Origin of the sequence: Streptomyces sp. NPDC004435 (assembly GCF_042873895.1) — a bacterium.
Lineage (GTDB): Bacteria > Actinomycetota > Actinomycetes > Streptomycetales > Streptomycetaceae > Streptomyces.
Genome location: NZ_JBIAMB010000002.1, coordinates 386,890 through 412,068, shown reverse-complemented (window position 1 = coordinate 412,068; position 25,179 = coordinate 386,890). Strand labels below are relative to the sequence as shown.

General features: G+C 73.2%; 26 protein-coding genes and 1 tRNA gene. 14 read left to right on the top strand and 13 right to left on the bottom strand.

Translation table 11 applies throughout. The annotated features are described in order from the left end of the window. Nucleotides 1-15 precede the first annotated feature (15 nt). Nucleotides 16-1,815: a helicase HerA-like domain-containing protein gene (locus ACFYT9_RS05085; RefSeq protein WP_389161009.1), complete on the bottom strand. Its 1,800-nt coding sequence runs from the start codon at nt 1,813-1,815 to the stop codon at nt 16-18. Nucleotides 1,816-1,912: 97 nt separating this feature from the next. Here ACFYT9_RS05085 and ACFYT9_RS05080 point away from each other — a divergent pair, with 97 nt between their 5' ends. Together ACFYT9_RS05080 and ACFYT9_RS05075 are read left to right on the top strand one after the other, a co-directional pair. Then, nucleotides 1,913-2,209 carry a type II toxin-antitoxin system VapB family antitoxin gene (locus tag ACFYT9_RS05080; protein WP_003999914.1) on the top strand — a complete coding sequence of 99 codons (297 nt, stop codon included), beginning with the start codon at nt 1,913-1,915 and terminating at the stop codon, nt 2,207-2,209. A gap of 117 nt (nt 2,210-2,326) precedes the next feature. Then, nucleotides 2,327-2,953 carry a LytR C-terminal domain-containing protein gene (locus tag ACFYT9_RS05075; RefSeq protein WP_387277457.1) on the top strand — a complete coding sequence of 209 codons (627 nt, stop codon included), beginning with the start codon at nt 2,327-2,329 and terminating at the stop codon, nt 2,951-2,953. A gap of 46 nt (nt 2,954-2,999) precedes the next feature. Here ACFYT9_RS05075 and upp read toward each other — a convergent pair whose 3' ends face one another. Continuing rightward, nucleotides 3,000-3,635, bottom strand: coding sequence for a uracil phosphoribosyltransferase (upp, locus tag ACFYT9_RS05070; RefSeq protein WP_389161008.1), 636 nt, complete (start codon nt 3,633-3,635; stop codon nt 3,000-3,002). Between the two features lie 110 nt (nt 3,636-3,745). On the opposite strand from upp, the gene ACFYT9_RS05065 reads away from it, so the two are divergent. The 9 genes from ACFYT9_RS05065 (at nt 3,746) to ACFYT9_RS05025 (ending at nt 9,648) form a co-directional block, all read left to right on the top strand. Beyond that, nucleotides 3,746-3,964, top strand: a complete 219-nt coding sequence (locus ACFYT9_RS05065; RefSeq protein ID WP_376597779.1) for a hypothetical protein — start codon at nt 3,746-3,748, stop codon at nt 3,962-3,964. Nucleotides 3,965-4,289: 325 nt separating this feature from the next. Beyond that, complete coding sequence (locus tag ACFYT9_RS05060; RefSeq protein ID WP_387277454.1) at nt 4,290-4,829, top strand: hypothetical protein; 540 nt, start codon at nt 4,290-4,292, stop codon at nt 4,827-4,829. A 47-nt stretch (nt 4,830-4,876) separates the two neighbouring features. Beyond that, complete coding sequence (gene tadA, locus ACFYT9_RS05055; RefSeq protein ID WP_376597782.1) at nt 4,877-5,305, top strand: tRNA adenosine(34) deaminase TadA; 429 nt, start codon at nt 4,877-4,879, stop codon at nt 5,303-5,305. 66 nt (nt 5,306-5,371) lie between these two features. Continuing rightward, a tRNA-Ser gene (locus ACFYT9_RS05050) sits at nt 5,372-5,459 on the top strand. 522 nt (nt 5,460-5,981) lie between these two features. After that, entirely contained in the window at nt 5,982-6,146 is a 165-nt protein-coding gene (locus ACFYT9_RS05045) for a hypothetical protein (RefSeq protein WP_199806607.1), read from the top strand. Between the two features lie 9 nt (nt 6,147-6,155). Next, on the top strand, nt 6,156-6,449 hold the full coding sequence (locus ACFYT9_RS05040) for a Dabb family protein (protein WP_389161005.1): 294 nt from the start codon (nt 6,156-6,158) through the stop codon (nt 6,447-6,449). A 246-nt stretch (nt 6,450-6,695) separates the two neighbouring features. Then, nucleotides 6,696-7,544, top strand: coding sequence for an RNA polymerase sigma factor SigF (locus ACFYT9_RS05035; protein ID WP_389161004.1), 849 nt, complete (start codon nt 6,696-6,698; stop codon nt 7,542-7,544). 236 nt (nt 7,545-7,780) lie between these two features. Further along, nucleotides 7,781-8,704 (top strand): RNA polymerase sigma factor SigF, encoded by a 924-nt coding sequence (locus tag ACFYT9_RS05030; RefSeq protein ID WP_376597914.1) that lies wholly within the window; start codon nt 7,781-7,783, stop codon nt 8,702-8,704. Between the two features lie 50 nt (nt 8,705-8,754). Continuing rightward, nucleotides 8,755-9,648 (top strand): hypothetical protein, encoded by an 894-nt coding sequence (locus ACFYT9_RS05025; protein ID WP_389161002.1) that lies wholly within the window; start codon nt 8,755-8,757, stop codon nt 9,646-9,648. Here ACFYT9_RS05025 and ACFYT9_RS05020 read toward each other — a convergent pair. After that, entirely contained in the window at nt 9,635-10,582 is a 948-nt protein-coding gene (locus tag ACFYT9_RS05020) for an oxidoreductase (RefSeq protein WP_389161000.1), read from the bottom strand. The two genes, ACFYT9_RS05025 and ACFYT9_RS05020, sit on opposite strands and share 14 nt — an antisense overlap. A gap of 95 nt (nt 10,583-10,677) precedes the next feature. On the opposite strand from ACFYT9_RS05020, the gene ACFYT9_RS05015 reads away from it, so the two are divergent. Further along, the gene (locus ACFYT9_RS05015; protein ID WP_376597917.1) at nt 10,678-11,295 is read left to right on the top strand and encodes a TetR family transcriptional regulator; all 618 of its coding nucleotides are present in this window, start codon (nt 10,678-10,680) and stop codon (nt 11,293-11,295) included. Between the two features lie 108 nt (nt 11,296-11,403). On the opposite strand, the gene ACFYT9_RS05010 is transcribed toward ACFYT9_RS05015, so the two are convergent. Next, nucleotides 11,404-11,631, bottom strand: coding sequence for a hypothetical protein (locus ACFYT9_RS05010; RefSeq protein ID WP_389160998.1), 228 nt, complete (start codon nt 11,629-11,631; stop codon nt 11,404-11,406). Nucleotides 11,632-11,773: 142 nt separating this feature from the next. Between ACFYT9_RS05010 and ACFYT9_RS05005 the strand changes: the two genes are divergently transcribed. Then, complete coding sequence (locus tag ACFYT9_RS05005) at nt 11,774-12,253, top strand: MarR family winged helix-turn-helix transcriptional regulator (RefSeq protein WP_389160996.1); 480 nt, start codon at nt 11,774-11,776, stop codon at nt 12,251-12,253. 88 nt (nt 12,254-12,341) lie between these two features. Then, a complete protein-coding gene (locus ACFYT9_RS05000) occupies nt 12,342-13,934 on the top strand; it encodes an MFS transporter (RefSeq protein ID WP_389160994.1) in 1,593 nt (530 codons plus the stop codon). Nucleotides 13,935-14,131: 197 nt separating this feature from the next. Here ACFYT9_RS05000 and ACFYT9_RS04995 read toward each other — a convergent pair whose 3' ends face one another. From ACFYT9_RS04995 to ACFYT9_RS04955, 9 genes are all read right to left on the bottom strand, one after another. Continuing rightward, complete coding sequence (locus ACFYT9_RS04995; protein ID WP_389160992.1) at nt 14,132-14,905, bottom strand: TetR/AcrR family transcriptional regulator; 774 nt, start codon at nt 14,903-14,905, stop codon at nt 14,132-14,134. Between the two features lie 60 nt (nt 14,906-14,965). Further along, on the bottom strand, nt 14,966-16,492 hold the full coding sequence (locus tag ACFYT9_RS04990; protein ID WP_389160990.1) for an MFS transporter: 1,527 nt from the start codon (nt 16,490-16,492) through the stop codon (nt 14,966-14,968). Nucleotides 16,493-16,582: 90 nt separating this feature from the next. Further along, a complete protein-coding gene (locus tag ACFYT9_RS04985; protein ID WP_389160988.1) occupies nt 16,583-18,850 on the bottom strand; it encodes an ArnT family glycosyltransferase in 2,268 nt (755 codons plus the stop codon). Then, nucleotides 18,847-20,130: a glycosyltransferase gene (locus ACFYT9_RS04980; protein ID WP_389160986.1), complete on the bottom strand. Its 1,284-nt coding sequence runs from the start codon at nt 20,128-20,130 to the stop codon at nt 18,847-18,849. The genes ACFYT9_RS04985 and ACFYT9_RS04980 overlap by 4 nt, the downstream gene beginning before the upstream one ends. A gap of 129 nt (nt 20,131-20,259) precedes the next feature. Then, nucleotides 20,260-21,855, bottom strand: a complete 1,596-nt coding sequence (locus ACFYT9_RS04975) for a sensor histidine kinase (protein ID WP_389160985.1) — start codon at nt 21,853-21,855, stop codon at nt 20,260-20,262. 5 nt (nt 21,856-21,860) lie between these two features. Then, a complete protein-coding gene (locus ACFYT9_RS04970; protein ID WP_389160983.1) occupies nt 21,861-22,616 on the bottom strand; it encodes a response regulator transcription factor in 756 nt (251 codons plus the stop codon). Between the two features lie 193 nt (nt 22,617-22,809). Further along, on the bottom strand, nt 22,810-23,712 hold the full coding sequence (locus ACFYT9_RS04965; RefSeq protein ID WP_387277428.1) for an amidohydrolase family protein: 903 nt from the start codon (nt 23,710-23,712) through the stop codon (nt 22,810-22,812). Continuing rightward, a complete protein-coding gene (locus ACFYT9_RS04960) occupies nt 23,699-24,034 on the bottom strand; it encodes an antibiotic biosynthesis monooxygenase family protein (protein ID WP_387277426.1) in 336 nt (111 codons plus the stop codon). Before ACFYT9_RS04960 ends, ACFYT9_RS04965 begins: the two co-directional genes overlap by 14 nt. Nucleotides 24,035-24,263: 229 nt before the next feature. Next, entirely contained in the window at nt 24,264-25,130 is an 867-nt protein-coding gene (locus ACFYT9_RS04955) for a DUF2797 domain-containing protein (protein WP_389160981.1), read from the bottom strand. Nucleotides 25,131-25,179 lie beyond the last annotated feature (49 nt).

Here is a 25,179-nt window from a genome sequence, read left to right as displayed (position 1 = left end):
CACCGGATCCGGTGGTCACCGCCGGCGGCGGGCCGTCCCGAAGATCGAGCGGCTGATCTCCCGGCCCAGCTGGGTGCCGATCGACCGGGCGAGGGACTTGAACATCCCGCTGCCCACGACCTGTTCGACGAGCGAGGGCTCCTCCTGAGGGGCCCTCGCCCGCGTCGTTCCGGCGGCCTTCGCCGCGGCCTTCTCCTCCCGGACCCGCGCCTCCTCCGCCGTACGCGCCTCCTCCTCCGCCGTGCGCGCCTCCTCGTCCGCGGTCAGGCGCTCGTACGCCGACTCCCGGTCCACCGCCCGCGCGTACCGCCCGTGGAGCGGCGAGCCCTGCACCGCCGCCTCCAGCACGGCCGCGTCGACAGGCCCCATCAGCGACTCGGGCGCCCGCAGCCGCGTCGCCGCCACCGGGGTCGGCGCGCCCCGCTCGCTCAGTACGGTGACCACCGCCTCGCCCGTACCGAGCGAGGTCAGCACCTCCTCCAGGTCGTACGCCGACTCCGGGAAGGTGCGCACCGTCGCCTTCAGGGCCTTGGCGTCGTCCGGGGTGAAGGCGCGCAGCGCGTGCTGCACCCGGTTGCCGAGCTGGGCGAGGACGTCCGCCGGCACGTCCTTCGGGGTCTGGGTCACGAAGAAGACGCCGACGCCCTTGGAGCGGATCAGCCGGACCGTCTGCGTGATCGACTCCAGGAACGCCTTCGACGCGTCCTTGAAGAGGAGGTGGGCCTCGTCGAAGAAGAAGACCAGCTTCGGCTTCTCCAGGTCGCCGACCTCCGGCAGGTCGTTGAAGAGGTCCGCGAGCATCCACATCAGGAAGGTCGAGAAGAGCTGCGGCCGCTCCCGCACCGACGGCAGCTCCAGGACCGAGACGGTCCCCCGCCCGTCCCGGGCCGTCCGCAGGAAGTCCGAGGTGTCGAACTCCGGCTCCCCGAAGAAGCCGCCCGCGCCCTGCTGTTCGAAGGCGGTCAGGGCGCGCAGGATCACCCCCGCGGTCACCGTCGACAGACCGCCGATCCCCTTCAGCTCGGGCTTGCCGACGTCCGACACGAGGAAGGCGACCACCGCCCGCAGGTCCTTCAGGTCCACCAGCTCCAGGCCCTTGGAGTCGGCGTAGTGGAAGATCAGGCCGAGCGACTGCTCCTGGGTCCGGTTCAGCTGGAGGACCTTGGAGAGCAGCACGGGGCCGAAGCTGGTGACCGTCGCGCGGACGGGGATGCCGGGGCCGGTGCCGCCGAGGCCGTAGAACTCGCAGGGGAAGCCGGTGGGGGTCCACTCCTGGCCGACCTGCGCCGCCCGCTCCCGGACCTTCTCGCCGTCCTCGCCGGGGGCGCAGACGCCGGAGACGTCCCCCTTGATGTCGGCGAGGAAGACCGGGACTCCCTGGGCGGAGAGCTGTTCGGCGATCAGCTGGAGGGTCTTGGTCTTGCCGGTGCCGGTGGCCCCGGCGACGAGACCGTGCCGGTTGAGGACCGGGAGCGGGATGCGTACCGGCGCGTCCGGGTGACACGCGCCGTCCCACAGCACGGCACCCAGATCGAGCGCGGGCCCCTCGAAGGCGTACCCGGCGGCGATCTCCGCGACGGGGGCGGGGAGCCCGGCGGACGGGGGCGCGCCGGCGGGCGCTTCGGTGGCGGGCGCCTCAGCTTCGGTGGCGGGCGCTTCGGCGGGGGACGCTTCGGTGGCGGGTGCCTCAGCGGGGGACGGGGGCGCCGGGGGTGCCGGGGGCGTCGGAGCGGGCGCCGCGTCGGTGGTGCCGGGCGGCTCCGGGGTCGTCGGCGGCGGCTCCGAGGCCGGCGGCGGCTGCTCCGTCTCGCTCATGGCGGCACCCCAATGTCTGCTATGTCATGGTCTGCACCAGCATCCCACCGGTTCCGCGTGGCTGCGCCGGGAGCCGCTCGCCCGGTAGGCTTTCCGTGTGATCTTCAAGCGCATCGGAAACGGCAGGCCGTATCCCGACCACGGCCGGGAAAGCACCCGGCAGTGGGCGGACGTCGCCCCGCGCCCGGTCCGCCTCGACCAGCTCGTCACCACCAAGGGACAGCTGGACCTGGAGACCCTGCTCGCCGAGGACTCCACCTTCTACGGCGACCTCTTCGCGCACGTCGTGAAGTGGCAGGGCGACCTCTACCTCGAGGACGGACTCCACCGCGCCGTCCGCGCGGCACTCCAGCAGCGGCAGGTGCTCCACGCCCGCGTGCTGGAACTGGACTGACCCGGCCCACCGGACGGCGCCCCGCACTGATCCTTTCGGGCGCAGTTCACGCCCATCCGGCCGCGATCACATGATCATCAAGTAGGCATCGCGCACGGGCGGCATTACGCTGCGCCCATGAGCATGCTCACTCCCCCCGGCATGGGCGGAAAGTACCGCATCACGGGGGATGTCTACCCGCGCATGCGTCGCCCCCACCGCCGGCGCAGGATCGTCCTGGCCTCCGCCGCCGCCGTGGTCGTGCTCGGCGCGGCCGGCTGGGGCACGCTCCAGCTCGTCGACGTCTTCTCCGGCGACGACGGCGTGAAGACCGTCGCCGGGAAGCAGGCGGACTGCAAGCCCGCTCCCACCCCGAGCACCGCGGCCGCCGCCACGCTGCCCAAGCCCGCCCAGGTCACGGTGAACGTCTACAACGCGACCGCGCGCAGCGGACTCGCCAAGGCGACCGCCGACGAGCTGAAGAAGCGCGGCTTCGCCATCGGCAAGATCGGGAACGCGCCCGCGGCCTACGACAAGAAGGTCAAGGGCGCCGGACTGCTGCTCGGCGCCCCCACCGCGAGCAAGGGCGCCTTCGCCGTCCTCGGCACCCAGCTCGCGGGCACCACGACGAAGGTCGACGCCCGCGGCACGGCGGACGTCGACCTGATCATCGGTACGGCGTTCAAGGCCCTGTCGCCCAAGGCGACGGCGGACGCGGCCCTGGTGGCCCTGAACAAGCCCAAGCCCGCGCCGGCCCGCTGCTGAGCGGAGCCGCCCTCCGGCGGCACCGCACCCCGGGCATCCGGTGCCGCTACTCCGCGGCGCCGTACATCCTGTCGCCGGCGTCGCCCAGGCCCGGGACGATGTAGCCGGCCTCGTTGAGCCGCTCGTCCACCGAGGCCGTCACGACCGTCACCGGCGTGCCCGCGAGCTCACGCTCCATGACCTCGACGCCCTCCGGGGCGGCCAGCAGCACCACGGCCGTCACGTCGTCCGCGCCGCGCCGGATCAGCTCCTGGATCGCCGCGACCAGCGTGCCGCCGGTCGCCAGCATCGGGTCGAGAACGTACACCTGGCGGCCCGAGAGGTCCTCCGGCATCCGGGTGGCGTAGGTCGACGCCTCCAGCGTCTCCTCGTTGCGGATCATGCCCAGGAAGCCGACCTCGGCCGTCGGGAGCAGCCGGACCATGCCGTCCAGCATGCCGAGCCCGGCGCGCAGGATCGGGACGACCAGCGGACGCGGGTACGACAGCTTCACCCCGGTCGTCCGGGTGACGGGGGTCTCGACGTCGACCTGCTCGGTCCGCACGTCCCTGGTCGCCTCGTAGGCGAGCAGGGTGACCAGCTCGTCGGCGAGCCGGCGGAAGGTCGGGGAGTCCGTGCGCTTGTCGCGCAGGGTGGTGAGCTTGTGGGCGACCAGCGGGTGATCGACGACGTGGAGACGCATGACCCCACAGTAGCCCGCCGCACCACTGGCACCCGCCCACCACTGGCACCGAACCGCGCCCCTGCGGCAAGGTGGGGGCACAGGGACCCAGTGATGGGGTGGTGTGGCCGATGCCCGACCCGAAGAACACATCCGGCCAGGTCCGGGGCGGCACGGAGCCCCGGGAGCCGGAGACACAGCCGGAGACCGACGCGGAGCGCCGCAGGCGCCGCGCCCAGTTCCTCCGTGAGCTCGGCGAGGCCAAGGCGCTGCGCGACCGCGTGCAGCCGCGGCGCGCCCGGGCCGCCCGGATGAGACAGGCCATGCGCATGCGCACCTTCCGGTGGTGACGGCCCGGCAGGCGCCCCCCGGCCACGACACGGCGACGACACGGTGGCATCACGGCGATGCCCCGGCGGCGGCCGGGCGGCGGCACGGTGGAGGCCGGGCGGCGGCGCGGTGACACCCCGGTCACGGCTCCGGCGGCCCCGGGGAGCGCGCCCCCTCCGCGCGCCGGGGTCGCACGCCCACCCGAACGCGGTGTGGTTCAGACTGATGCACGACGCAAGAGCCGAAGACCTCTCCTGAAGCCGTCGTTTCTGTCACGATGCCGATTGGGCGGGGCTCAGGAGCGCGCCGCCGGATCATCACACCTCTGATCAGTGGGAGAGTCAGGTGTACTTCGCCGCACTGCTCGCGCGCACCGAAGACGGGTGGGAAGCGAGCGATACGGAGCTCGACGACGTGGAGACGCTGGCGGACCTGGCCGATCTGGCCCGTGAGGCGGCGGCCGACGAGGGTGAGACCGTCCTCGTCTTCATCGAGCAGGAGGACGCGTGGTTCGGCATCGTCCGCGTCGACGGGGAGGACGACCCCCGGGTCTACGTCTCCAACGCGGCGGCCGCGGCCCGCTCCTCGTACGGGGAGATCCTCACCTCGGAACTGCTCGGTGACGACGACCCGGACAGCGAGCTCGACAGGCTCACCGCCCTGGACGGCACCGAGGACGGCGAGCCGGAGCCCGCGCCCGGCGAGGACGATGACGACGCGTCCGCGGGCAGCGCCGGCATCGCTCCGGCCGGTCCGCTCGGCGAGGGCCGGATCCTCGCCGACCTCGGCCTGTCCGAGCGGGGGCTGCTCGCCGTGACCGAGGACGCCCTCGGGGAGATCGCCGACGCCATCGGCGCCTCCGACATCCTGGAGGCCGTCCGCTAGTGCCGCCCGCAGTGCCCGGCCCCGTGCCGGACCTCTGGCGGGACGCCATGCGTCTCGCCCTCGCCGAGGCGGCCGCGGCCGTGCCGGCCGGTGACGTACCGGTCGGCGCGGTCGTGCTCTCCCCCTCCGGCGAACTCCTCTCCCGCGGCCGCAACGAGCGGGAGGCCACCGGCGACCCGACCGCCCACGCGGAGGTCCTGGCGCTGCGCCGGGCCGCCGCCGCCACCGGCGAGTGGCGGCTGACCGGCTGCACCCTCGTCGTGACCCTGGAGCCCTGCGTGATGTGCGCGGGCGCGCTGGTCCAGTCCCGGGTCGAACGGGTCGTCTACGGCGCCGACGACGAGAAGGCGGGCGCCGCCGGCTCCCTCTGGGACCTGGTCCGCGACCGCCGCCTCAACCACCGCCCCGAGGTCGTCCGGGGCGTCCTGGGCGAGGAGTGCGCCGAGCAGCTCACCGCCTTCTTCCGCGACCGCTGACCTGCGGAGCAGCCATGGATGGATACGGATTTCATGGCTGGGCGACTTTGGGCTAAGCTCTCTCTCGGTAGCGTGTCCGAGCGGCCGAAGGAGCTCGCCTCGAAAGCGAGTGTGGGGAAACTCACCGAGGGTTCAAATCCCTCCGCTACCGCCACTACGAAGGGCCCGACGCGAAAGCGCCGGGCCCTTCGGCGTTCCCCGCGCCGCACCCTTCTGCGGTTCCCCGCGCGCCCTTCGGCTTTCCCCGTCAGGACCGGGGAGTTGGCCCGCGAGGGCCCGCGAGGCCCCGGGCGGCCCCGCGCACGGCCCTGGGAACGACGAAGGGCCCCGGCGGCGTCGCCGGGGCCCTTCACGCGTCCTGCCCGCGTCCGCCCTGAGTGAGGGACGGGGGGAGCGGCATCGGGGGGACAAGCCGCTCCCCCCGATGAGAACCGGGCCGACAAGTCCTGCGCCGCAGTCAGGGGGGAAGCTCGCGGCGCGGACCCCGCAGTGCGGTCCGGTTCCATGTGCCCCGCGGATTCCTGCCAGATCCGCCGGGCTCGACATCCATCCTGCTCCCCCCGCACCCGTTCGGGGGACGGCGAAAGACCCAGAAGCCCGGGCCCTTGGTCCATAAAGGCTCGGTTAGAGTGGGCCACCGCCGAGACGGGGTCCCGGCAGCGGAGGGGGAGGACGGATGTCCCAGGCGAGGAAAGTCGCGGTCTACGCGTTCGGGGTCTTCGTGCTGTACGCGATCATCACGTCCCCGGACCGGTCCGCCGATCTGGTCCAGATAGGCTTCGAGGGCCTTTCCAGCGCCGCCAAGGGTGTCGGAGAGTTCATGACCGAACTCATCAACTAGGAGCCCTCCGTGATCCGCCATCTGGTCCTCTTCAAGCTCGACGAGGGCGTCACGCGTGACGACCCGCGGGTCGTCGCCGGCGTCGAGGCGTTCCGCGCGCTCGGCGGCCAGGTGCCCGAGCTGCGGTTCTGGGAGTGCGACTGGAACGTGTCGGACCGCCCGATCGCCTACGACTTCGCCATCAACTCGGCGGTCGAGGACGCGGAGGCGCTCCAGCGCTACCTGGACCACCCGGCCCACCAGGCCGGCGTCGCGCTCTGGCGCGAGTTCTCCACCTGGGTGATCGCGGACTACCCCTTCTAGAGGCCATTCGGCCCCGTACGTCTCCGAGACCCCCCGCCGTCCGGGCGGGGGGTCTCGCGCGTTGCCGCCTCGCGCGCGCCTGGCCTCCGGTTCTTCGTCCACCATGCCTTCAACACGTGGTGATGCGGTGCTTGCACACAGTGGACATGTCTTGTGATGCTATGACCGCTTTTGACGGATGAGTTGGACATTTGACCGTAGTTGTCCCAGTCGACCAGCTACACCAGCCAAAGGGGTGGCGTGAACGTGCCGGCCAGTACAGCGCCTCAGGTCCCGCCCCAGCACGAGGCGGGCGGGGCCCCGGACACCCCGCGCCCCCGGGAACGGAGCAGCCGGGGCGCCGACACCCGGGCGCTCACCCAGGTGCTCTTCGGGCAGCTCAAGAACATGGAGCCCGGCACCCCCGAGCACGACCGGGTGCGCGGGGCGCTCATCGAGGCCAACCTGCCGCTGGTGCGGTACGCGGCGGCCCGCTTCCGCTCGCGCAACGAGCCGATGGAGGACGTCGTCCAGGTCGGCACCATCGGCCTGATCAACGCGATCGACCGCTTCGACCCCGACCGGGGCGTGCAGTTCCCCACCTTCGCCATGCCCACCGTGGTCGGCGAGATCAAGCGGTACTTCCGCGACAACGTCCGCACCGTGCACGTGCCGCGCCGGCTGCACGAGCTGTGGGTGCAGGTGAACGGCGCCACCGAGGACCTGACGACCGCTCACGGGCGCTCCCCCACCACCGCCGAGATCGCCGAGCGGCTGCGGATCGGTGAGGACGAGGTGCTCGCCTGCATCGAGGCCGGACGGTCGTACCACGCCACCTCCCTGGAGGCGGCCCAGGAGGGCGACGGGCTGCCCGGACTGCTCGACCGGCTCGGCTACGAGGACCCGGCGCTCGCGGGCGTCGAGCACCGCGATCTGGTCCGGCACCTCCTCGTCCAGCTGCCCGAGCGGGAGCAGCGGATCCTGATGCTGCGTTACTACAGCAATTTGACGCAGTCTCAGATCAGCCAGGAGCTCGGGGTTTCGCAGATGCACGTGTCAAGGCTCCTCGCCCGCAGTTTCGCCCGGCTGAGATCCGCAAACAAGATCGAGGCGTAACCGGAACGGGTAGACCGGTTCGGAGCAGTTCGCCGGCGCCCCAATTGCCGTACACCCCTTGTTTCCTGCGGATATGCGCCCTCTCCTTGTCGACAAGTCACTACAGCGTGTTGCCGACATGTGACATTCTGCTGGGGACGCGTTTGCCGCAGCCCCACGGCCGGTATTCAGGTGGAAGCTGCGTTCCTCCGATGGTCGCGGCCCACCGCGACCGTCCGCGACCTCTAGGGGGTGGCATGTCCGCAGATCAGGGCAGCTCGAAGGTGCTCACGCTCACGCCCGTTCCGGTCCTCGTGCCTGAGCCCGTACCCACGCAGACGACGGCTCCGACCGCGGCCGAGAGCGGCGCACTGCCGTCCCCGGCCCCGGCCGTCGCCCCGGAAGCCCTCGACACCCGCACCCTCTCCCGCTCCCTGTTCCTGCGGCTGCGCGCCCTGGACGAGGTGGGCGCGGCCTCGGACAGCCCGGAGCGGACCTACGTCCGCGACACCCTCATCGAGCTGAACCTCCCGCTCGTGCGGTACGCGGCGGCCCGCTTCCGCTCGCGCAACGAGCCGATGGAGGACATCGTCCAGGTCGGCACCATCGGCCTGATCAAGGCGATCGACCGCTTCGACTGCGAGCGGGGCGTGGAGTTCCCGACGTTCGCGATGCCGACGGTCGTCGGCGAGATCAAGCGCTTCTTCCGCGACACCTCGTGGTCGGTGCGGGTGCCGCGCCGGCTCCAGGAACTGCGGCTCGCCCTCACCAAGGCGAGCGACGAGCTCGCGCAGAAGCTCGACCGCTCGCCGACCGTGCCCGAACTCGCCGCCGTGCTCGGGGTGTCGGAGGAGGACGTCGTCGACGGCCTCGCGGTGGGCAACGCGTACACGGCCTCCTCCCTCGACTCGCCCTCCCCGGAGGACGACGGCGGCGAGGGCTCCCTCGCGGACCGCCTCGGCTACGAGGACGCGGCCCTGGAGGGCGTCGAGTACCGCGAGTCGCTGAAGCCGCTGCTCGCCAAACTCCCGCCCCGGGAGCGGCAGATCATCATGCTCCGCTTCTTCGCGAACATGACCCAGTCGCAGATCGGCGAGGAGGTCGGCATCTCGCAGATGCACGTCTCGCGGCTGCTCACCCGCACGCTCGCACAGCTCCGCGAGGGCCTGATCTCCGACTGACTTCCCGAAGGCCGCCTCTTCTTGACGCTCCGTCAGCCACACTGGGGCGCATGAGGCGCAGGAAGCAGCAGCCCGTACTCGTGGCGGTGGCGCTCTGCCTCGGCGGAGCGCTCACCGCGTGCGGAGGCGGAGGGGACGGCGAGGGGTTCGCGGCGGTCGGCGCCGGTCCCTCGCCCGGCGGCGCGGTCGCCCCCTCCGGCGCGGTCACACTGGTCCCGCTGGACAGCCCCACGGCGAGCGGCACCACCTCCAGCACCTCCTCCCCTCCCCCGGCCCCGCAATCGCCGCCGGGCGCCTCACCGTCCCCCGGCCCCGGCAGGACCACGGGCTCCGGTACGGCCTCGGGCTCGGACTCTGCTGCGGGCCCGGAGTCGGGTGCGGCATCCGGGTCGGGACCGGGCTCCGGTACGGGCTCGGGGTCGGGCTCCGGGTCGGGCTCCGGTACGGGGCAGGCCGGCGGTTCCGGAGGGCGTACGGAGTCCGCGGCGGCGCCCGGCGGCTCCTCCGGCGGCGGCGCGTCGCCCGGCGGCGGGTCCTCGCCGCGACCGTCCACGACCCCGACCCGTACCCCCGGGCCGGCCCCCGCGCCCACCACTCCCGCGCCCCGGCCGCCGGCCACCACCCCGCCGCCGCCCGGCCCCGCCGCGCTCACCGTCTCCGCGCCGGTCACCGCCGACGGCGAGAAGCGCTGGTGCGAGCGGGTCACGGTGACCTTCCGGAACACCGGCGGCTCCCCCGCCGCCGCCGGCACCGCCACCTTCGCCACCCACATCATCGGCGCGCTCGGCGTCGACTGGGGCACGGTCAGCACCTCCCAGCCGCTGCCCGCCCCGATCGCCGCCGGAGCGGCGCGGACGGAGACCTACACGGTCTGCGTGGAGCCCTGGCGGGTGCCGCTCGGGATGCGGATCGACACCCGCGAGGTGACCGCTACCTGGCGGTGAGTCCGTAGCGGACCCCGGTCAGCTCCTCGGAGAGGTCCCAGAGGCGGCGGCCGGCCTCCGGGTCGGCCGCCGCGGCCGAGGGCTTCACCCGGGTCGGGAGGCCGCGGAGTTCGCCGGCGCCGTCCGGGCCGATGAAGTCGCCGCCCGCCGCGTCCGGCGCGGTCGCCGCGTAGAGCTGGGGCAGGGCGCCGCGCTCGGGGCGCTGCGCGAGGAGCGGGTTGCCGATCCGGCCGTAGAAGAAGCGGGCGAAGCCGGTGACGTCCCTGGTCTGGAGGCCGGTCGCGGTGTAGCCGGGGTGGGCGAGGACGCTGCGGACCGGACGCCCAGCGGCGGCGAGGCGGCGGTGCAGCTCCAGGCCGAAGACCGCGTTGGCGAGCTTCGAGCGCTTGTAGAAGGCCATCGGGGCGTAGCCGCGCTCGGCGGCGAGGGCGGCGGGGTCGTCGAGGCGCAGGTGGCCCTGCCGGTGCACCAGCGAGCTGACCGTGACCACCCGGCCGTCCTCCGGCAGGAGGTCGAGGAGCAGACCGGTGAGGGCGAAGTGGCCGAGGTGGTTGGCGGCGAACTGGAGCTCGTGGCCCTGGGCGCTGAGCGTCCGGGGCGGGCCCATCACGCCCGCGTTGTTGACGAGGACGTCCAGGCGCGGGTGCTCGGCGCGCAGGGCCCCGGCGAAGGCGCGCACCGAGTCCAGGTCGGCGAGGTCGACCCGGCGGACGGTCAGGAGGCCGGGGGCGATCCCGTCGGCGGCGAGGGCCGCGGCGGCCCGGAGACCCTTCTCCTCGTCCCGTACGGCGAGGACCACCCGGCCGCCCCGCAGGGCGAGGGCGCGGGTGGTCGCGAGGCCGAGGCCGCCGGTGGCCCCGGTGACGACGTGGACCCGGCCGGCGAGGTCGGGGATGGCGTCGGCGGTCCAGTGCTGCGTACGCGTACCAGTCATGCGGCACACATTGCCTTGGGTGTCACTTGGTGTCAAACATGGCGGGTAATGTCATCAGCGGCACGATGCTCGCGTTCGCGCGCTAGCATCGGCGGGTGAGCACCTCACCCGGCCCCAGCACCCCGACCCTCGCCCAGCGCAAGCGTCAGCTCGTCGCGACCGAACTGACGGAGACCGCGCTCCAGCTCTTCGCGCACAAGGGATTCGAGGCCGTCACGGTCGACGAGATCGCGACCGCCGCCGGCGTCTCCAAGCGGACCTTCTTCCGCTACTTCGCCTCCAAGGAGGACGTGGTCGTCCAGTTCCTCGCCGGGATGGGCGCCGACATGCGGGCGGAGCTGGCCGCCCGGCCCGCCGCCGAACCGCCCTCGGTCGCGCTGCTGCACGCCGTCTCCGTGCCCCTCGCCGCCTGCGGCGACCACGCCGACCGCACCCTGCCCGTGGTCCGGCTGATCCTGCGGACCCCCGCCCTGCTCGCCCGCTTCCTGGAGCACCAGGCCGGCTGGCGCGAGGAGCTGGCCGGGGAGCTGGCGGCCCGGCGCGGGACCGATCCGGCCGGGCTGTACCCGCCGCTCGCCGCGGGGATCGCGCTCACCGCCTTCGACACGGTGCTGCGCCGGTGGAGCGAGGACGCCGGGGAGCCCGATCCGCTCGACCTCATCGCGCGGGCCTTCGCCCTGCTGACCCCGGCGCTGGACGCCGCCGGGGAGTAGGGGCGGGCGCCTGCCGGGGAGCGGGGGCCCGGTTCGGGCGGACGAACCGGAACGACAGGAGGGGCCGGTTCCGTACGTACGGAACCGGCCCCTCCTCGGTGGTGCGGGTCAGGAGACGGCGAGCCAGACGACCCCCGCCACGATCACGATCGCGGCGATCACGCCGGCGATGACGCCGACGCGCGGGCCGCCGGAGACAGCCGCGGCCTGCTGCGGCTGGTGGGGCGGGGTGCCCTCGTCGACGAAGGCGCGGAACATCTGGGTGCTGCCGGCGGGGTCGTAGCCCTCGGGGCCCTGGGCGCCCTGGCCGTACGGTGCTTGCGGGTTGTGTGCCATGTGCCAGGACCCTAGCGAAAGCGGGGTGAGGGGCCCAAGCCCCGGTCCCCGTCCTCCCCCGCGCCTCTCCCGCGCCTCCCCTTTGCCGATTCTTTAGCGCCGTTTGACCGAATTAGTTTGCCTGGAGCAACCATCCATCTCTATGGTTGCCCTAAGCAACAAGTTGGAAGGGGTCCCCGTGGAGCCGAGCAGCCGCTACGAGGACCTCGCGCGCGCCATCAGCGCGATCGGCGCCGTGAAGCGCGGTGTCGCCCGCGTCCTGCCGGGCGACTGCCAGGGCGGTGCCGCCGCCGTGCTCGCCATGCTCAAGCGTCACGGGGACATGCGGATGAGCCGGCTGTCCGAGCTCATGGCCGTGGACATGTCGGTGTGCAGCCGGCACGTGGCGCACACCGTCTCCCGCGGCTGGGTCGAGCGGCTGCCCGACCCCGACGACGGCCGCTCCCGCATCCTGCGGCTGAGCCCCGAGGGCTTCGCGATGCTCACCGAGCTCGACCGCCGGGTGACCGAAGCCTTCACCCACTACCTCGCGGAGTGGTCCGACGACGACGTCGCACTGCTCACCACCCTGCTCGCCCGACTCCGCGACTCCTTCGGGGACTGCCGGGCCACCCACGCCTGACCCGCGCCCGACCCACGCCCGACCCACGCCGGGCAGCGCGCGTCCACGCTTCCGCTCGCTCGAACACGCTGGAAACCAGAGGAACTTCATGGCTACGACCACACCCGACACCGGTGTGCGGGGCGCCCCGGCCGAAACCGGAGACACCTCCGCTCCGATGACGCACCGTCAGATCATGGAGGCGCTCTCCGGGCTGCTGCTCGGCATGTTCGTCGCCATCCTGTCCTCGACGATCGTCTCCAACGCCCTGCCGCAGATCATCACCGACCTGGAGGGCGGCCAGTCCGCCTACACCTGGGTCGTCACCGCGACCCTGCTCGCGATGACCGCCACCACCCCGCTCTGGGGCAAGCTGGCCGACCTCTTCTCCAAGAAGCTGCTCATCCAGATAGCCCTGACCATCTACGTGGCGGGCTCGATCGTCGCCGGCCTCTCGCAGTCCACCGGCATGCTCATCGCCTGCCGCGTGGTCCAGGGCATCGGCGTCGGCGGTCTCACCGCCCTCTCCCAGATCATCCTCGCCGCGATGATCGCCCCCCGTGAGCGCGGCCGCTACAGCGGCTACCTCGGCGCGGTCTTCGCCGTCGCCACCGTCGGCGGCCCGCTGCTCGGCGGCGTCATCACCGACACCGAGTGGCTCGGCTGGCGCTGGTGCTTCTACGTCGGCGTGCCCTTCGCGATCATCGCCCTGGTCGTCCTCCAGAAGACCCTCAAGCTCCCCGTCGTGAAGCGCGAGGTGAAGGTCGACTGGGCCGGCGCCTTCTTCATCAGCGCCGCCGTCTCCCTGCTCCTCGTCTGGGTCACCTTCGCCGGCGACAAGTACGACTGGATGTCCTGGCAGACCGCCGCCATGCTGGCCGGTTCGGTGCTGCTCGGCGCGCTCTTCGTGTTCGTCGAGTCGCGGGCGTCCGAGCCGATCATCCCGCTGCGCCTCTTCCGCAACCGGACCATCACCCTCGCCTCGCTCGCCTCGCTCTTCGTCGGCGTCGCGATGTTCGCCGGCACCGTCTTCTTCAGCCAGTACTTCCAGCTGGCCCGCAACGAGTCGCCGACCATGTCCGGCGTCCTCACCATCCCGATGATCGCCGGCCTCTTCGTCTCCTCGACGGCCTCCGGCATGATCATCACCAAGACCGGCCGGTGGAAGGCGTGGCTGGTCAGCGGCGGCGCCCTGGCCGCCGGCGGCCTCGGGATGCTCGGCACCATCCGGTACGACACGACCTACTGGCACATCGCGATCTTCATGGCGGTCCTCGGCCTCGGCCTCGGCATGATGATGCAGAACCTGGTGCTCTGCACCCAGAACCAGGTGGACCCCGCCGACCTCGGCGCCGCCTCCTCCGTCGTCACCTTCTTCCGCTCCCTCGGCGGCGCGATCGGCGTCTCGGCGCTCGGCGCGGTCATGGCCCACCGGGTCACCGACTACGTCAAGGAGGGCATGGCCGAGCTCGGCCCGAAGGCCGCGGCGGCGATGGGCCAGGGCGGCGGCAGCGGCGCCATCCCCGACATGGACAAGCTGCCCGCTCCGATCCGCACGGTGATGGAGAGCGCGTACGGGCACGGCGTCGGCGACGTCTTCCTCTACTCGGCGCCCTTCGCGCTGCTCGCCTTCGTGGTGACGCTCTTCATCAAGGAGGTCGCGCTGAAGAGCAGCACGACCACGGCGGCGGACGCCGGGTAACGCACAGGCTCCCGGCCGCGCTTCGAGCGGAGGCGCGGCCGGGCGAAAGGGAGCGGCGGGCAGGGGACGGCCCGCCGCTCCGTCATGTCACGGGCCGGTGGTCCGTCATGTCATGGCCGGGTGATCCGGCAGGTCACGGCCCGCCTCTCCGTCATGTCCCGGCCCGGTGATCCGACAGGTCACGGCCCGCCGCTGCGTCACGTCCCCGGGGCTTCGCGCGCCACCATCACCTCGATGCCGGCCACCAGGATGTCCAGGGCATAGGCGAAGTCCCGCTCCCAGATGGCGCTGACGCTGCCGTGCGAGGCCCGCTCGTCGAGGATGTCCGTCATCGGCTCCAGCACCTCACGGAACTGCGGGTCGTCACGGAAGGCGGCGACGGAGCCGGTGTAGAAGTCGTCCTGCGACATGCCCGCCTCGGCCGCCCGCCGCTCGAACTGCGACTCGATCGTCCCGTAGCCGTACACGAACTGGAAGAGGGCCGCCGTCGCGCCCGGCTGCCCGCCGAGCGGCAGCCCGGTCTCCCGGATCGCCTCCTGGATCTTGGCCCCGACCGCGATCGCGTACGGGCCGATGTTCAGGTACTGGCCCGCGCACGGCGACATCCACGGGTGGCGGACCAGCATCCTGCGGTACTGCAGGGCGAGCGTCCTGAGGCGCTCGCGCCAGTCGGCCCCCGCGGCCACCGCGTCCAGGTCGATCTCCGCGTACACGGTGTCGATCGCGTACTCGATGATGTCGTCCTTGGTGTCCACGTACCAGTACAGGGACATCGCGGTGACCCCGAGCTCGGCCGCGAGCCGTCGCATCGACAGCTTGGCGAGCCCGTCCCGGTCGAGCATCCGGACGGAGGCGGCCACGATCCGGTCCCGGTCGAGCCCGGCGGGTCCGCCGCCGGCGCGGGGGGCCCGTTGCTCCAGCCAGACGCTGGAGCCCGTCGGGTTCTTGGCCCGGTCCGCGGCCTTGACCATGCGGTTTCTCCGTCCGTCAGCACTCGTGGTCAACCGTGGTGACCATGCGTCGGGACCATGCTAGGCAGCGGAGACCGGCTCGGCCGCCACGGGCTGCTCCGCCTGCCCCGCCCGCTCCGCCCGCTTCAACAGGAAGGCGGCGAGCAGACCGCCGACGAGGACCGCGACCGCGCCGACCAGCTGACTGGTCTGGAGCCCGGAGGCGAACGCGTCGGAGATCCGGGCCCGCTCGGCCTCGCCGCCGGCCGCCGCCAGGGCCGCCGGGAGGGAGGTCGCGGTGACGGCGACGAGGGCGGCGAAGCGGGCGTTGAGGACGGCTCCGAGGACCGCGACGCCGAGGCCGTTGCCGAACTCGGCGAGGGTGCCGTTGACGCCCGCGCCGACGCCCGCCTTCTCCGGCGGGATCGCGCTCATGATCGCGTTGGCCATCGCCGGGTTGGAGACCGCGAGGCCGGTGCCCATGAGGACCAGGCCGAGCAGCATCCCCCAGTAGGCGCCGTCCGTGCCGCCGCCGATCAGGGCGATCGAGGCGAGACCGGCCGCGACGAGCGTCATGCCGACCGTCACGGTGAGCGGGGTGCCGAGCTTCATCACGATCCGCGGGCCGATGCCGCTGAGGTTGAGGACGACCACGGTCAGCGCCAGCGGCGCCATCCGCAGCCCGGCCTCCAGCGGCTCGTACCCGAGCACGAACTGGAGGTGCTGGGTGAGCAGGAACAGCGAGCCGCCCATCCCGAACATCACCAGGATGGCGCCGGCGACCGCGCCCACGAACCTCTGGTCGCGGAAGAAGTGCATGTCGAGCATCGGGTACGGGGTCCGCAGCTCCCACAGCGCGAACGCGGCGAGGACGACGACGCCGATCGCCGCCGGGACCAGCACCTCCGCGGAGGTCCAGCCGTGCTCCGGTCCGGTGATGATCGCGTAGACGGCGGCGGTCATGCCGATCGTGGAGAGCAGCGCGCCCAGGAGGTCGGGGCGGTCGCCCTGAGGGTTCTTCGACTCCGGGACGAGCTTGAGGACGGCGACCAGGCCGATCACGGCCACCGGGATGTTGACGAGGAAGATCATCCCCCACCAGAAGTGGTCGAGGATCACGCCGCCGATGAGCGGTCCCCCGGCGAAGCCGAGGGAGCTGACGGTGGCCCAGAGGGCGATGGCCTTCACGCGCTCGGAGTCGTCGAAGATCTGCATGACGACGGCGAGGGTGGTGGTCATGAGCAGCGCCCCGCCCACGCCCATGCCCGCGCGGGCGGCGATCAGCTGGGCGCTGGAGTCGGCCAGGCCGGCGGCGAGCGAGCCGATGCCGAAGAGCGCGAGGCCGACGGCGAGCAGCTTCTTGCGGCCGTAGCGGTCGGCCGCGTTGCCGGCCGTGAGGAGCAGGCCGGACTGGACGAGCGAGTAGGCGTTGATCATCCACTGGATGTCGCTGGTGGAGGCGTGCAGTTCCGTGGTCAGCGAGGGGATGGCGACGCTGAGGATCGTGTTGTCGAGGAGCACGGTGAGCTGGGCGAGACAGATGACGCCGAGGATCAGCCAGCGCTGGGGGTGGCCGGCGGTGGCCGTGGGTGTGGCCGTGGCCGTCATGAAAACTCCTTATACGGTGTACGAGACTCAGGCTCGTACACCGTACAAGGACTCTCGTACGCTGTATAGCGATTACTGCTCTTACTGCTACTACCGCTTCTGGCTGGTGAGGTCGTAGAAGGTCGTGCCGTCGACGGTGGTGGAGGTGAAGTTCTCCTGGACCCAGCCGCTGATCTCGGAGCCTCCGCCCATGCCACCCGCGCCGCCGCCCATGCCTCCGCCCATGCCGCCTCCTCCGATGAAGTAGTGGATCTTGCCCTCGGCGAGGTACTGCTTGAACTGGGCGAGGGTCGGGGAGGGGTCGCTGCCGTTGAAGCCGCCGATCGCCATCACCGGCTTCTCGGTGGCGAGCTGGTAGCTCGCCGCGTTCTGGGCGCCGATCGCGGCGGCGGCCCAGGTGTACGCGTCGGCGTCCTGGAGCAGCTTCGCCTTCGCCGCCGTACCCACGCTGGCGCCGTTGAGGAGACCGCCCATGCCGCCGCCTCCGCCCATGCCACCGCGCTCGCCCGCGCCGGGCATCCGGCCGGTCGGCATCTGAGCGGCGCCCTGGCCGGCGCTCTGGCCGGCGCCCTGGCCGGTGGGGGGCTGCATCTGCCCCTGGCCTCCCGGGGCCTGGCCGTTCTGGCCCTGGCCGTTCTGGCCCTGGCCGTTCTGGCCCTGGCAGCCGGGCATCTGGCTGCCGCCGCCCGGGAAGCCGTTCGGGGGCTGCATGCCGCCGTCGCGGCCTCCGCCCCCGCCCTGGCCGCCGTCCATGCGCTGACCACCCTCGCGGCTGCCGCCCGGGAAGCCACCGCCCCCGCCGCCGCCCGGCCCCCGGCCGCCGAAGCCGGCGCCTGCCGGGCCGGCCGTGACGATGGAGCCCTGATGGCCGGTGGAGAGCGTCTCCAGGGTGTACGCGAACGGCCCCGCGAGTCCCGCCGCCAGGCCGAGGCCCGCCGCGGCGAGGCCCAGGCGCCGGTCCAGCCGGCCCGCCGCGAGCAGCCCGAGCGCGGCCACCGCGCCCGCGCCGAGCACGGCCCACCGCAGCCACGGCACATAGTCCGGCGTACGGCCGAGCAGCACCCAGCCCCACCAGGCCGTCACGCCCACCGCGACCGCGAGGGTCGCCGAGGCGAGGAGCCGGGTCCGCTCCTCCCACAGCACCGCCGAACCCATGCCGATCAGGGCGGCGAGGTACGGCGCCAGGGCGACCGTGTAGTACTCGTGGAAGATGCCGGCCATGAAGCTGAAGACGCCCAGCGTCATCAGCAGCGCCCCGCCCCACACCAGGAACGCGGCCCGGGCGGTGTCGGTGCGCGGCGCCTTCCAGGTGACGACGAGTCCGGCGGCGAGCAGGATCAGCGCGGCCGGCAGCAGCCAGGAGATCTGCCCGCCGACGGAGTCGTTGAACATGCGCAGCAGCCCGGTCTCGCCCCAGCGGCCGCCCCCGCCCCCACCGGGGCCGCCTCCGCCGCCGACGCTGCCGACCTCGTTGCCGTTGATGCGGCCGAGGCCGTTGTAGCCGAAGGTCAGCTCCAGGAAGCTGTTGTTCTGCGAGCCGCCGATGTACGGGCGCGAGCCCGCCGGCCAGAGCTCGACGAGCGCCACCCACCAGCCGCCGGAGACGATCAGCGCGAGCCCGGCGAGGCCCAGTCGGCCGAACCTCCGGAGCGGCCGGACCGGGGCGCACACCGCGTACACGAGCGCGAGCGGCGGCAGGATCAGGAACGCCTGGAGCGTCTTCGTCAGGAACGCGAACCCGAACGCCACCCCCGCCACGACCAGCCACTTCGTCCCTCTCTCGGCCGACTCCAGGGCCCGCAGCACGCCGTACACCGCCACGGTCATGAGCAGCGCGAGCAGCGCGTCCGGGTTGTTGAAGCGGAACATCAGCGCGGCGACCGGGGTCAGCGCGAGGACCGCGCCCGCGATCAGGCCGGCGCCCGCGCCGAAGCGGCGGCGGACGGCCGCGTACAGCACGGCGACCGTGCCCACGCCCATCAGCACCTCGGGCAGCAGGATCTGCCAGGAGCCGAGCCCGAAGAGGCGGACGGAGAGCGCCATCGGCCAGAGCGCGGCCGGCGGCTTGTCGACGGTGATGGCGTTGGCCGCGTCGAGCGAGCCGAAGAAGAACGCCTTCCAGCTCTCGCCGCCGGCCTGGACGGCCGCCGAGTAGAAGGAGTTGGCGTAGCCGGAGGCGCTCAGGTTCCACAGGTAGAGCGCGGTGGTGACGGCGAGCAGGCCGAGGAGGGCGGGGCGCGCCCAGGGGGCGTCCTCGGGGCGGCCGCGCCACAGCCGGGCGAGCCGGCCGGAGGCCCGGGGGGCCGTGTGGGCGGCCGCTGTCACGACCGGGGTCGCGGCCGGGATCGGTGCGGTCATCGGGGGTCCCCCGTGGGGTGTCGGCGCTCCGGGAAGACCCAGAGCCGGAAGAGCAGGAAGCGGAGCACGGTCGCGGCGAGGTTGGCGACGACGAGCACGGCGAGTTCGGTGGAGTGCGCCGGGTCGCCGGTCGCCGCGCCGAGGGCGGCGAGCGAGCCGCTGGTCAGGGCGAGGCCGATGGCGAAGACCACGAGCCCCTGCGCCTGGTGACGGACCGCCCGGTCGCGGCCGCGGACGCCGAAGGTGAGCCGGCGGTTGGCGGCCGTGTTGGCGACGGCGGAGACGAGGAGGGCGGCGGCGTTGGCGATCTGCGCGCCGGCGCCGAGCCTGAAGAGGGAGTAGAGGGCGAGGTAGAAGAGCGTGGAGAGCACGCCGACCACACAGAAGCCGACGAGCTGGCGGGCGAGCCCGCCGGGGACGCCGGACAGGTCGCGGTCGCGCGGGTCGTCGCCGAAGGGCCGGGCGAGCCGGTCGAGCGGCAGCGAGCCGGTCGCGAGCGCCCGCCCCACCCGCCAGACGCCCTTCAGGTCGTCGGTGGCGGTCCGCACGAGGTGCACGGTCGAGTCGGGGTCGTCGACCCAGTCGACCGGCACCTCGTGGATGCGCAGCCCGGCCCGCTCGGCGAGCACCAGCATCTCGGTGTCGAAGAACCAGCCGGTGTCCTCGACCATCGGCAGCAGCTGCTCGGCGACCTCGCGCCGAATCGCCTTGAAGCCGCACTGGGCATCGGAGAAGCGGGCGGCGAGCGAGCCGCGCAGGATCAGGTTGTAGGCCCGGGAGATGAACTCCCGCTTGGGCCCGCGCACCACCCGCGAGGAGCGGGCGAGCCGGGAGCCGATGGCCAGGTCGGAGTGGCCGGAGATGAGCGGCGCGACGAGCGGAAGCAGCGCGTTGAGGTCGGTGGACAGGTCCACGTCCATGTAGGCGAGGACGGGGGCGTCGGAGGCCGACCACACGGTCCGCAGCGCCCGGCCGCGCCCCTTCTGTTCGAGCCGTACGGACCGGACCTCGGGCAGCTCGTCGGCGAGGGCGGCGGCGAGGGCGGGCGTGGCGTCCGTGGAGGCGTTGTCGGCGACGGTGACGCGGAAGCCGTACGGGAAGGTGCGCTTCAGGTGCGCGTGGAGCCGGCGGACGCACGGCTCCAGGTCCTTCTCCTCGTTGTAGACGGGGATCACCACGTCCAGAACGGGCCGTCCCGCTTCGCTCACCGGCAGGTGCTCCCGGGCCGGGAGTGCGCCGGGGGCCTGCGTCGCGGGCCCCGCGAGGGTGTGGGTTCGCATGTCCACGACCCTCGCCGGGCCCGCTGTCACGGCTGTGTGATGAGCCTGTGATCCGGCTGTGGGTCCGTGGCGTCCGGGGTCGCCGCCAGGGTCTCCGGCCGGAGGCCGGACGGTGTCCCGCGCCTCCGCTCAGACCACGGACGGTGTCTCCGCCGCCTCCCGGAGGGCCGCGGCTTCTCGGGGGGCCGCGGCCTTTCGGGGGGCCGGGGCCTCTCGGGAGGCCGGGGCCGCCGCCGGGAATCGCACCCGGAAGACGGTCCGGCCGGGCCCGGAGTCGACGGTCACCTCGCCGCCGTGGGCGACGACGACGGCTCGCACGATGGCGAGGCCCAGCCCGGTGGAGCCGGCCTGCCGGGAGCGGGAGGCGTCACCGCGCGCGAACCGCTCGAAGACCGTGGGCAGCAGCTCGGGCGGGATGCCGGGCCCGTCGTCCTCGATCTCGACGACGACCGCCGCGTCCTCGCCCCGGACCCGGGCGGTGACGGTGGTGCCGGGCGGGGTGTGGGTCCGCGCGTTGGCGAGCAGGTTGAGCAGCACCTGCTGGACCCGGGCGGGATCGGCGCGCACCGCCGTCGGCCCGTCCTCGCCGGGCAGTTCGAGGCGCCAGTGGTGGCCGGGCCCCGCGGCACGGACGTCCCCGACGGCGTCCACGACCAGCGGGACGAGGTCGGTGGGCTCGTACGAGAGGGGGCGCCCGGCGTCGAGCCGGGCGAGCAGCAGCAGGTCCTCGACCAGCCCCGTCATACGGGTGGCCTCGGACTCGATGCGGCCGAGGGCGTGCCGGGTGTCGGGCCCGCACTCCTCCCGTCCGCGCCGGGTGAGTTCGGCGTAGCCGCGGATGGAGGCGAGCGGGGTGCGGAGTTCGTGGCTCGCGTCGGCGACGAACTGCCGGACCCGGGTCTCGCTCTGCTGGCGGGCGTCGAGCGCGGCGTGCACGTGGTCGAGCATCCGGTTGAGCGCGGCGCCGACCTGCCCGACCTCGGTCCGGGGATCGGCCTCGGCCTCCGGGACCCGCTGGTGGAGCGCCACCTCGCCGCTCTCCAGCGGCAGTCGGGCGACCTGGGCCGCGGTGGTGGCGACCCGGGCCAGCGGCCGCAGCGCGATCCGTACCAGCACCGTCCCGGCGAGGGAGGCGGCGGCGAGGGAGGCGGCGGTGAGGCTGAGCTCGACGAGGACGAGGGTGGAGAGGGCGTTCTCGACCTCGGCGAGCGGGGCGCCGACGAGGAAGGAGCCGTTGCGGCCCTCGGCGTGGAGGACCCGGTACGAGCCGAGCCCGGGCAGGTCCACGGTGTGTGCGCGGCCGTCGCGGGGGACGCCGGCGAGCGCGGCCACCTGGCCGGAGTCCAGCGCCGCGGCCCGGAAGGGGGGTCGGTCCGCCGTGCCGCCGCCGGCGACCTCCGTCGAGTACCCCGCCTCGGTGATCTCCCCGCCCTCCACCACGGCGCCGACGGTCCCTATCGGGGAACCCGGCGAGTCGAGGAAGACGGACAGATCGCGCTCCCGGCCGTGCTCCGGCCCCGGCATCTCGACCGGCGGTCCCGCGGCCCGCCGGGAGAGTTCGGTCAGCTGCTCGTCGGCCCGGTCGTAGAGGTAGGAGCGGTACGCGATGGTGGTGACCGTGCCGATGACGGTGGCGACGACGGCGATCAGCCCGACGGCGGCGACCACGAGCCGCGTCCGCAGCGACCAGGGGCGCCGGACGCGGCCCCGGAGCGGGAGGCGCACGGTGGTTACTCGCCCGGCTTGATGAGGTAGCCGGCCCCCCGCCGGGTGTGGATCATCGGCGGGTGCCCGGCGTCGATCTTCCGGCGCAGGTAGGAGATGTAGAGCTCGACCACGTTGGCCTGGCCGCCGAAGTCGTACGACCAGACGCGGTCGAGGATCTGCGCCTTGCTGAGCACCCGGCGCGGGTTCCGCATGAGGTATCGCAGCAGCTCGAACTCGGTGGCGGTGAGGTGGATCGAGGTGCCGCCCCGCGTGACCTCGTGGCTGTCCTCGTCGAGGGTGAGGTCTCCGACGGTCAGCAGGGACTCGCTGCGGGCCTGCGCCGCCCCAGAGCGCCGGATGAGGCCGCGCAGCCGGGCGACGACCTCCTCCAGGCTGAAGGGCTTGGTGACGTAGTCGTCGCCGCCGGCCGTGAGCCCGGCGATCCGGTCCTCGACGGCGTCCTTCGCCGTCAGGAAGAGGACCGGCACCTCGGGCAGCTCGCGCCGGATCGAACCGAGCAGGCTGAGCCCGTCGGCGTCCGGGAGCATGATGTCCAGGATGACGACGTCGGGCCGGAACTCGCGGACCGCCCGCAGGGCACCGGCCCCGTCGCCCGCGCTGCGGACCTGCCAGCCCTCGTAGCGCAGGGCCATGGAGAGCAGTTCGGAGAGGGACGCCTCGTCGTCGACGACGAGGACGCGGACGGCGGTGCCGTCGGCACGGAGCAGATCGGCGCGGGTGCCGCGGCGGGCTGAAGTGCTGCGAGTGGTGACGGTCATGGGCCCACGCTCGCCGCCGCCGCTGAGAGCCCTCTTGCCCTTTCCTGTGAATTCCCTGAGAAACGGCCCGGCCTCGGCCACCCCCGCGCAGGGGTTTCACGTGAAACGGGGCGGCTCGGCTCGCTCACGGCTTCACGTGGGAGCGGGGACGACTCGCTCACGGCTTCACGTGAGACCCGGGGGCGGCTCTCGTTCAGGGTTTCACGTGAAACAACGCGGCGCCGTTGTCGTGGAGCACCGCCCGCAGCCAGTCGTCACCGAGCCCGAGCCGCTCCAGGGCGTGGAGCTGATGGAGGTACGGGTACGGGATGTTCGGGAAGTCGGAGCCGAGCAGGACCCGGTCCTGAAGCCCGGCCAGCCGCCTCAGCGCCTCGCGCGGGAAGGGCGCGAGCCGCTCGCTGAAGTCCGTGAAGGCCATCGTGGTGTCCAGACGCACGCCCTCGTACCGCTCCGCGAGCCCGAGGAAGTCCTCGTACTCCGGCATGCCCATGTGCGCGACGACCAGCCGCAGCCGAGGGTGCCGGGCGAGCAGCGCCCCGACCGGTCCCGGCCCGGTGAAGGCGCCGGGCGCGGGCCCGGAGCCGCAGTGGATGACGATCGGCGTCCCGCTTTCGGCGAGCAGCCCCCACACCTCGTCGAGCAGCGGGTCGTTCGGGTCGAAGCCGCCGACCTGGAGGTGCACCTTGAAGACCCGGGCGCCGGCGTCGAGCGCCTGCCGCACGTACCCCGCGGCTCCGGGCTCGGGGAAGAAGGTCGCGGTGTGCAGGCAGTCGGACGTCCGCGCGGCGAAGTCCGCCGCCCAGGAGTTGAGCCAGGCGCCCATTCCGGGCCTGTGCGGATAGAGCATCGAGGTGAAGGCGAGCACGCCGAAGCCGCGCAGCAGCTCGACCCGCCGGCTCTCCTCCTCCCGGTAGGTGATGGGCCAGGGCTGCCCGGTCATCGGCCCGACGGCGTCGAAGTACGCCCACACCTTGTCGAGGACGTTCTTCGGCATGAAGTGGGTGTGCACGTCCACGAGCCCCGGCAGCCCGAGCCCGGCCGTCAGCTCCCGGACGGCCACGGCCTCCGGGGTCTCCGCGGCTTCACTCCCGCTCAAAGCCGTAGCTCCGCTCGACCTTGCCGATGTGGACGCTGTACGCGTCGTACCAGTGCTCGCGCCCGTGCTTCTTCGCCGCCGCGTGCACGGAGTCGAGGCGCCAGGCGTCGAGGGCTTCCAGGTCGCGGAAGTAGGCCACGGTGATGCCGATGCCGCCGGGTGTGCGGGCGGCCTCGTAGCCGAGGAAGCCGGGGACCCCGGCGACGCGCTCGTTCAGCTCGGCGGCGGTGTCGGCGTACCCCTCGGGGGCATCGGGCCGGACGGAGGTGAACACGGCCGTGTAGTAGGGCGGTTCGAGCCCGGAGATCAACTTCTGGGTCATGTGATCACCCTCGCCGGGCCGCCCACCCGGTGTCCACGGCCACCGGCCAAAGGGATCCAAGACTTTACGAACGGCGTCCGGCCCCCCGGAACACCACTCCACGCGCGCCGTCCCGGCCACCCCGAACACCCACTCAACGCACGACCTCCCGGCCCCCGGAGCCCGGCCCGTACGGCACGCCGGCCCCCGGAGCCCGAAGCCCGGCCGGTACGGCACGCCGGCCGACGGGTCAGAACAGTCCGTCCTGCCGCTCGCCCCTGTCCTCCGGCGGCGGCGCGCCGACCGGCACGCTCCAGGCGTCGTCCGGCCCGACCCGCTCCAGCCCCCAGCCGCCGAGCAGCCGTCCGTCGAGCACGAGGTGGCGCCCGTCGGGCGCGAGCAGGTGCAGATCGGGCCCGGCGGCGGCGCGCACCCGCCCGGTGACGATCCCGCCGTCGACCAGCTCGGTGACGGTCCCGTCGAGCGGCGGCAGCGCGCCGAGGCCGAAGACCGCTTCGTGGTCGTACGCGGTGAACGGCAGCACGTCCAGCGTCTCCCCCCAGCCGCCGACGTCCAGGGCACGCCCGTACAGGGCTTCGATCTCCGCCGCACGGGCGGCGGCTCCGGGCAGCCCGACCCGCAGCGTCCGCTTCCGCTCGTACGACACCCGGTCGGGCACACCGAGCGCCTGCCGCAGCACTTCCTCGGTCCGCCGGGCGGCCATCAGCGGCCCGCGTCCGAGCCAGCAGAAGGAGACGGCCCCCTGTTCACGCAGCCGCGCGTCGCCCCGGTGCTCCCCGGTGATGCCGACCTTGACGGTGCCGGTCCCGAACCAGGCGAGGTAGACCCGGTAGGGCCGGGGGTCGTCGGCGAAGGTGTCGGCGGCGACGGAGTGCGCCCGGTCGAGTCGCGCGCACTCCGGGCACAGCCCGCCGGTCGACCGCCCGGGCACGGCGGCGGCGACGGGGCAGGCGTTCCCCCGCGCCCCGGCGCAGAGCCGGCCGCCCACGGCCCGGAAGGCGAGGTCCTGCCCGTACGCGACCGGGCTCACGCGCCCGCCCCACCACCGCAGCCCGGCCGAGCCCCCGCTCCACCCGAGCCCGCCACTCCGCCACACGCCCCCGGCACCTCCCTCTTCGCTCTCGCCCCCAGTCTCCGCCACGGCC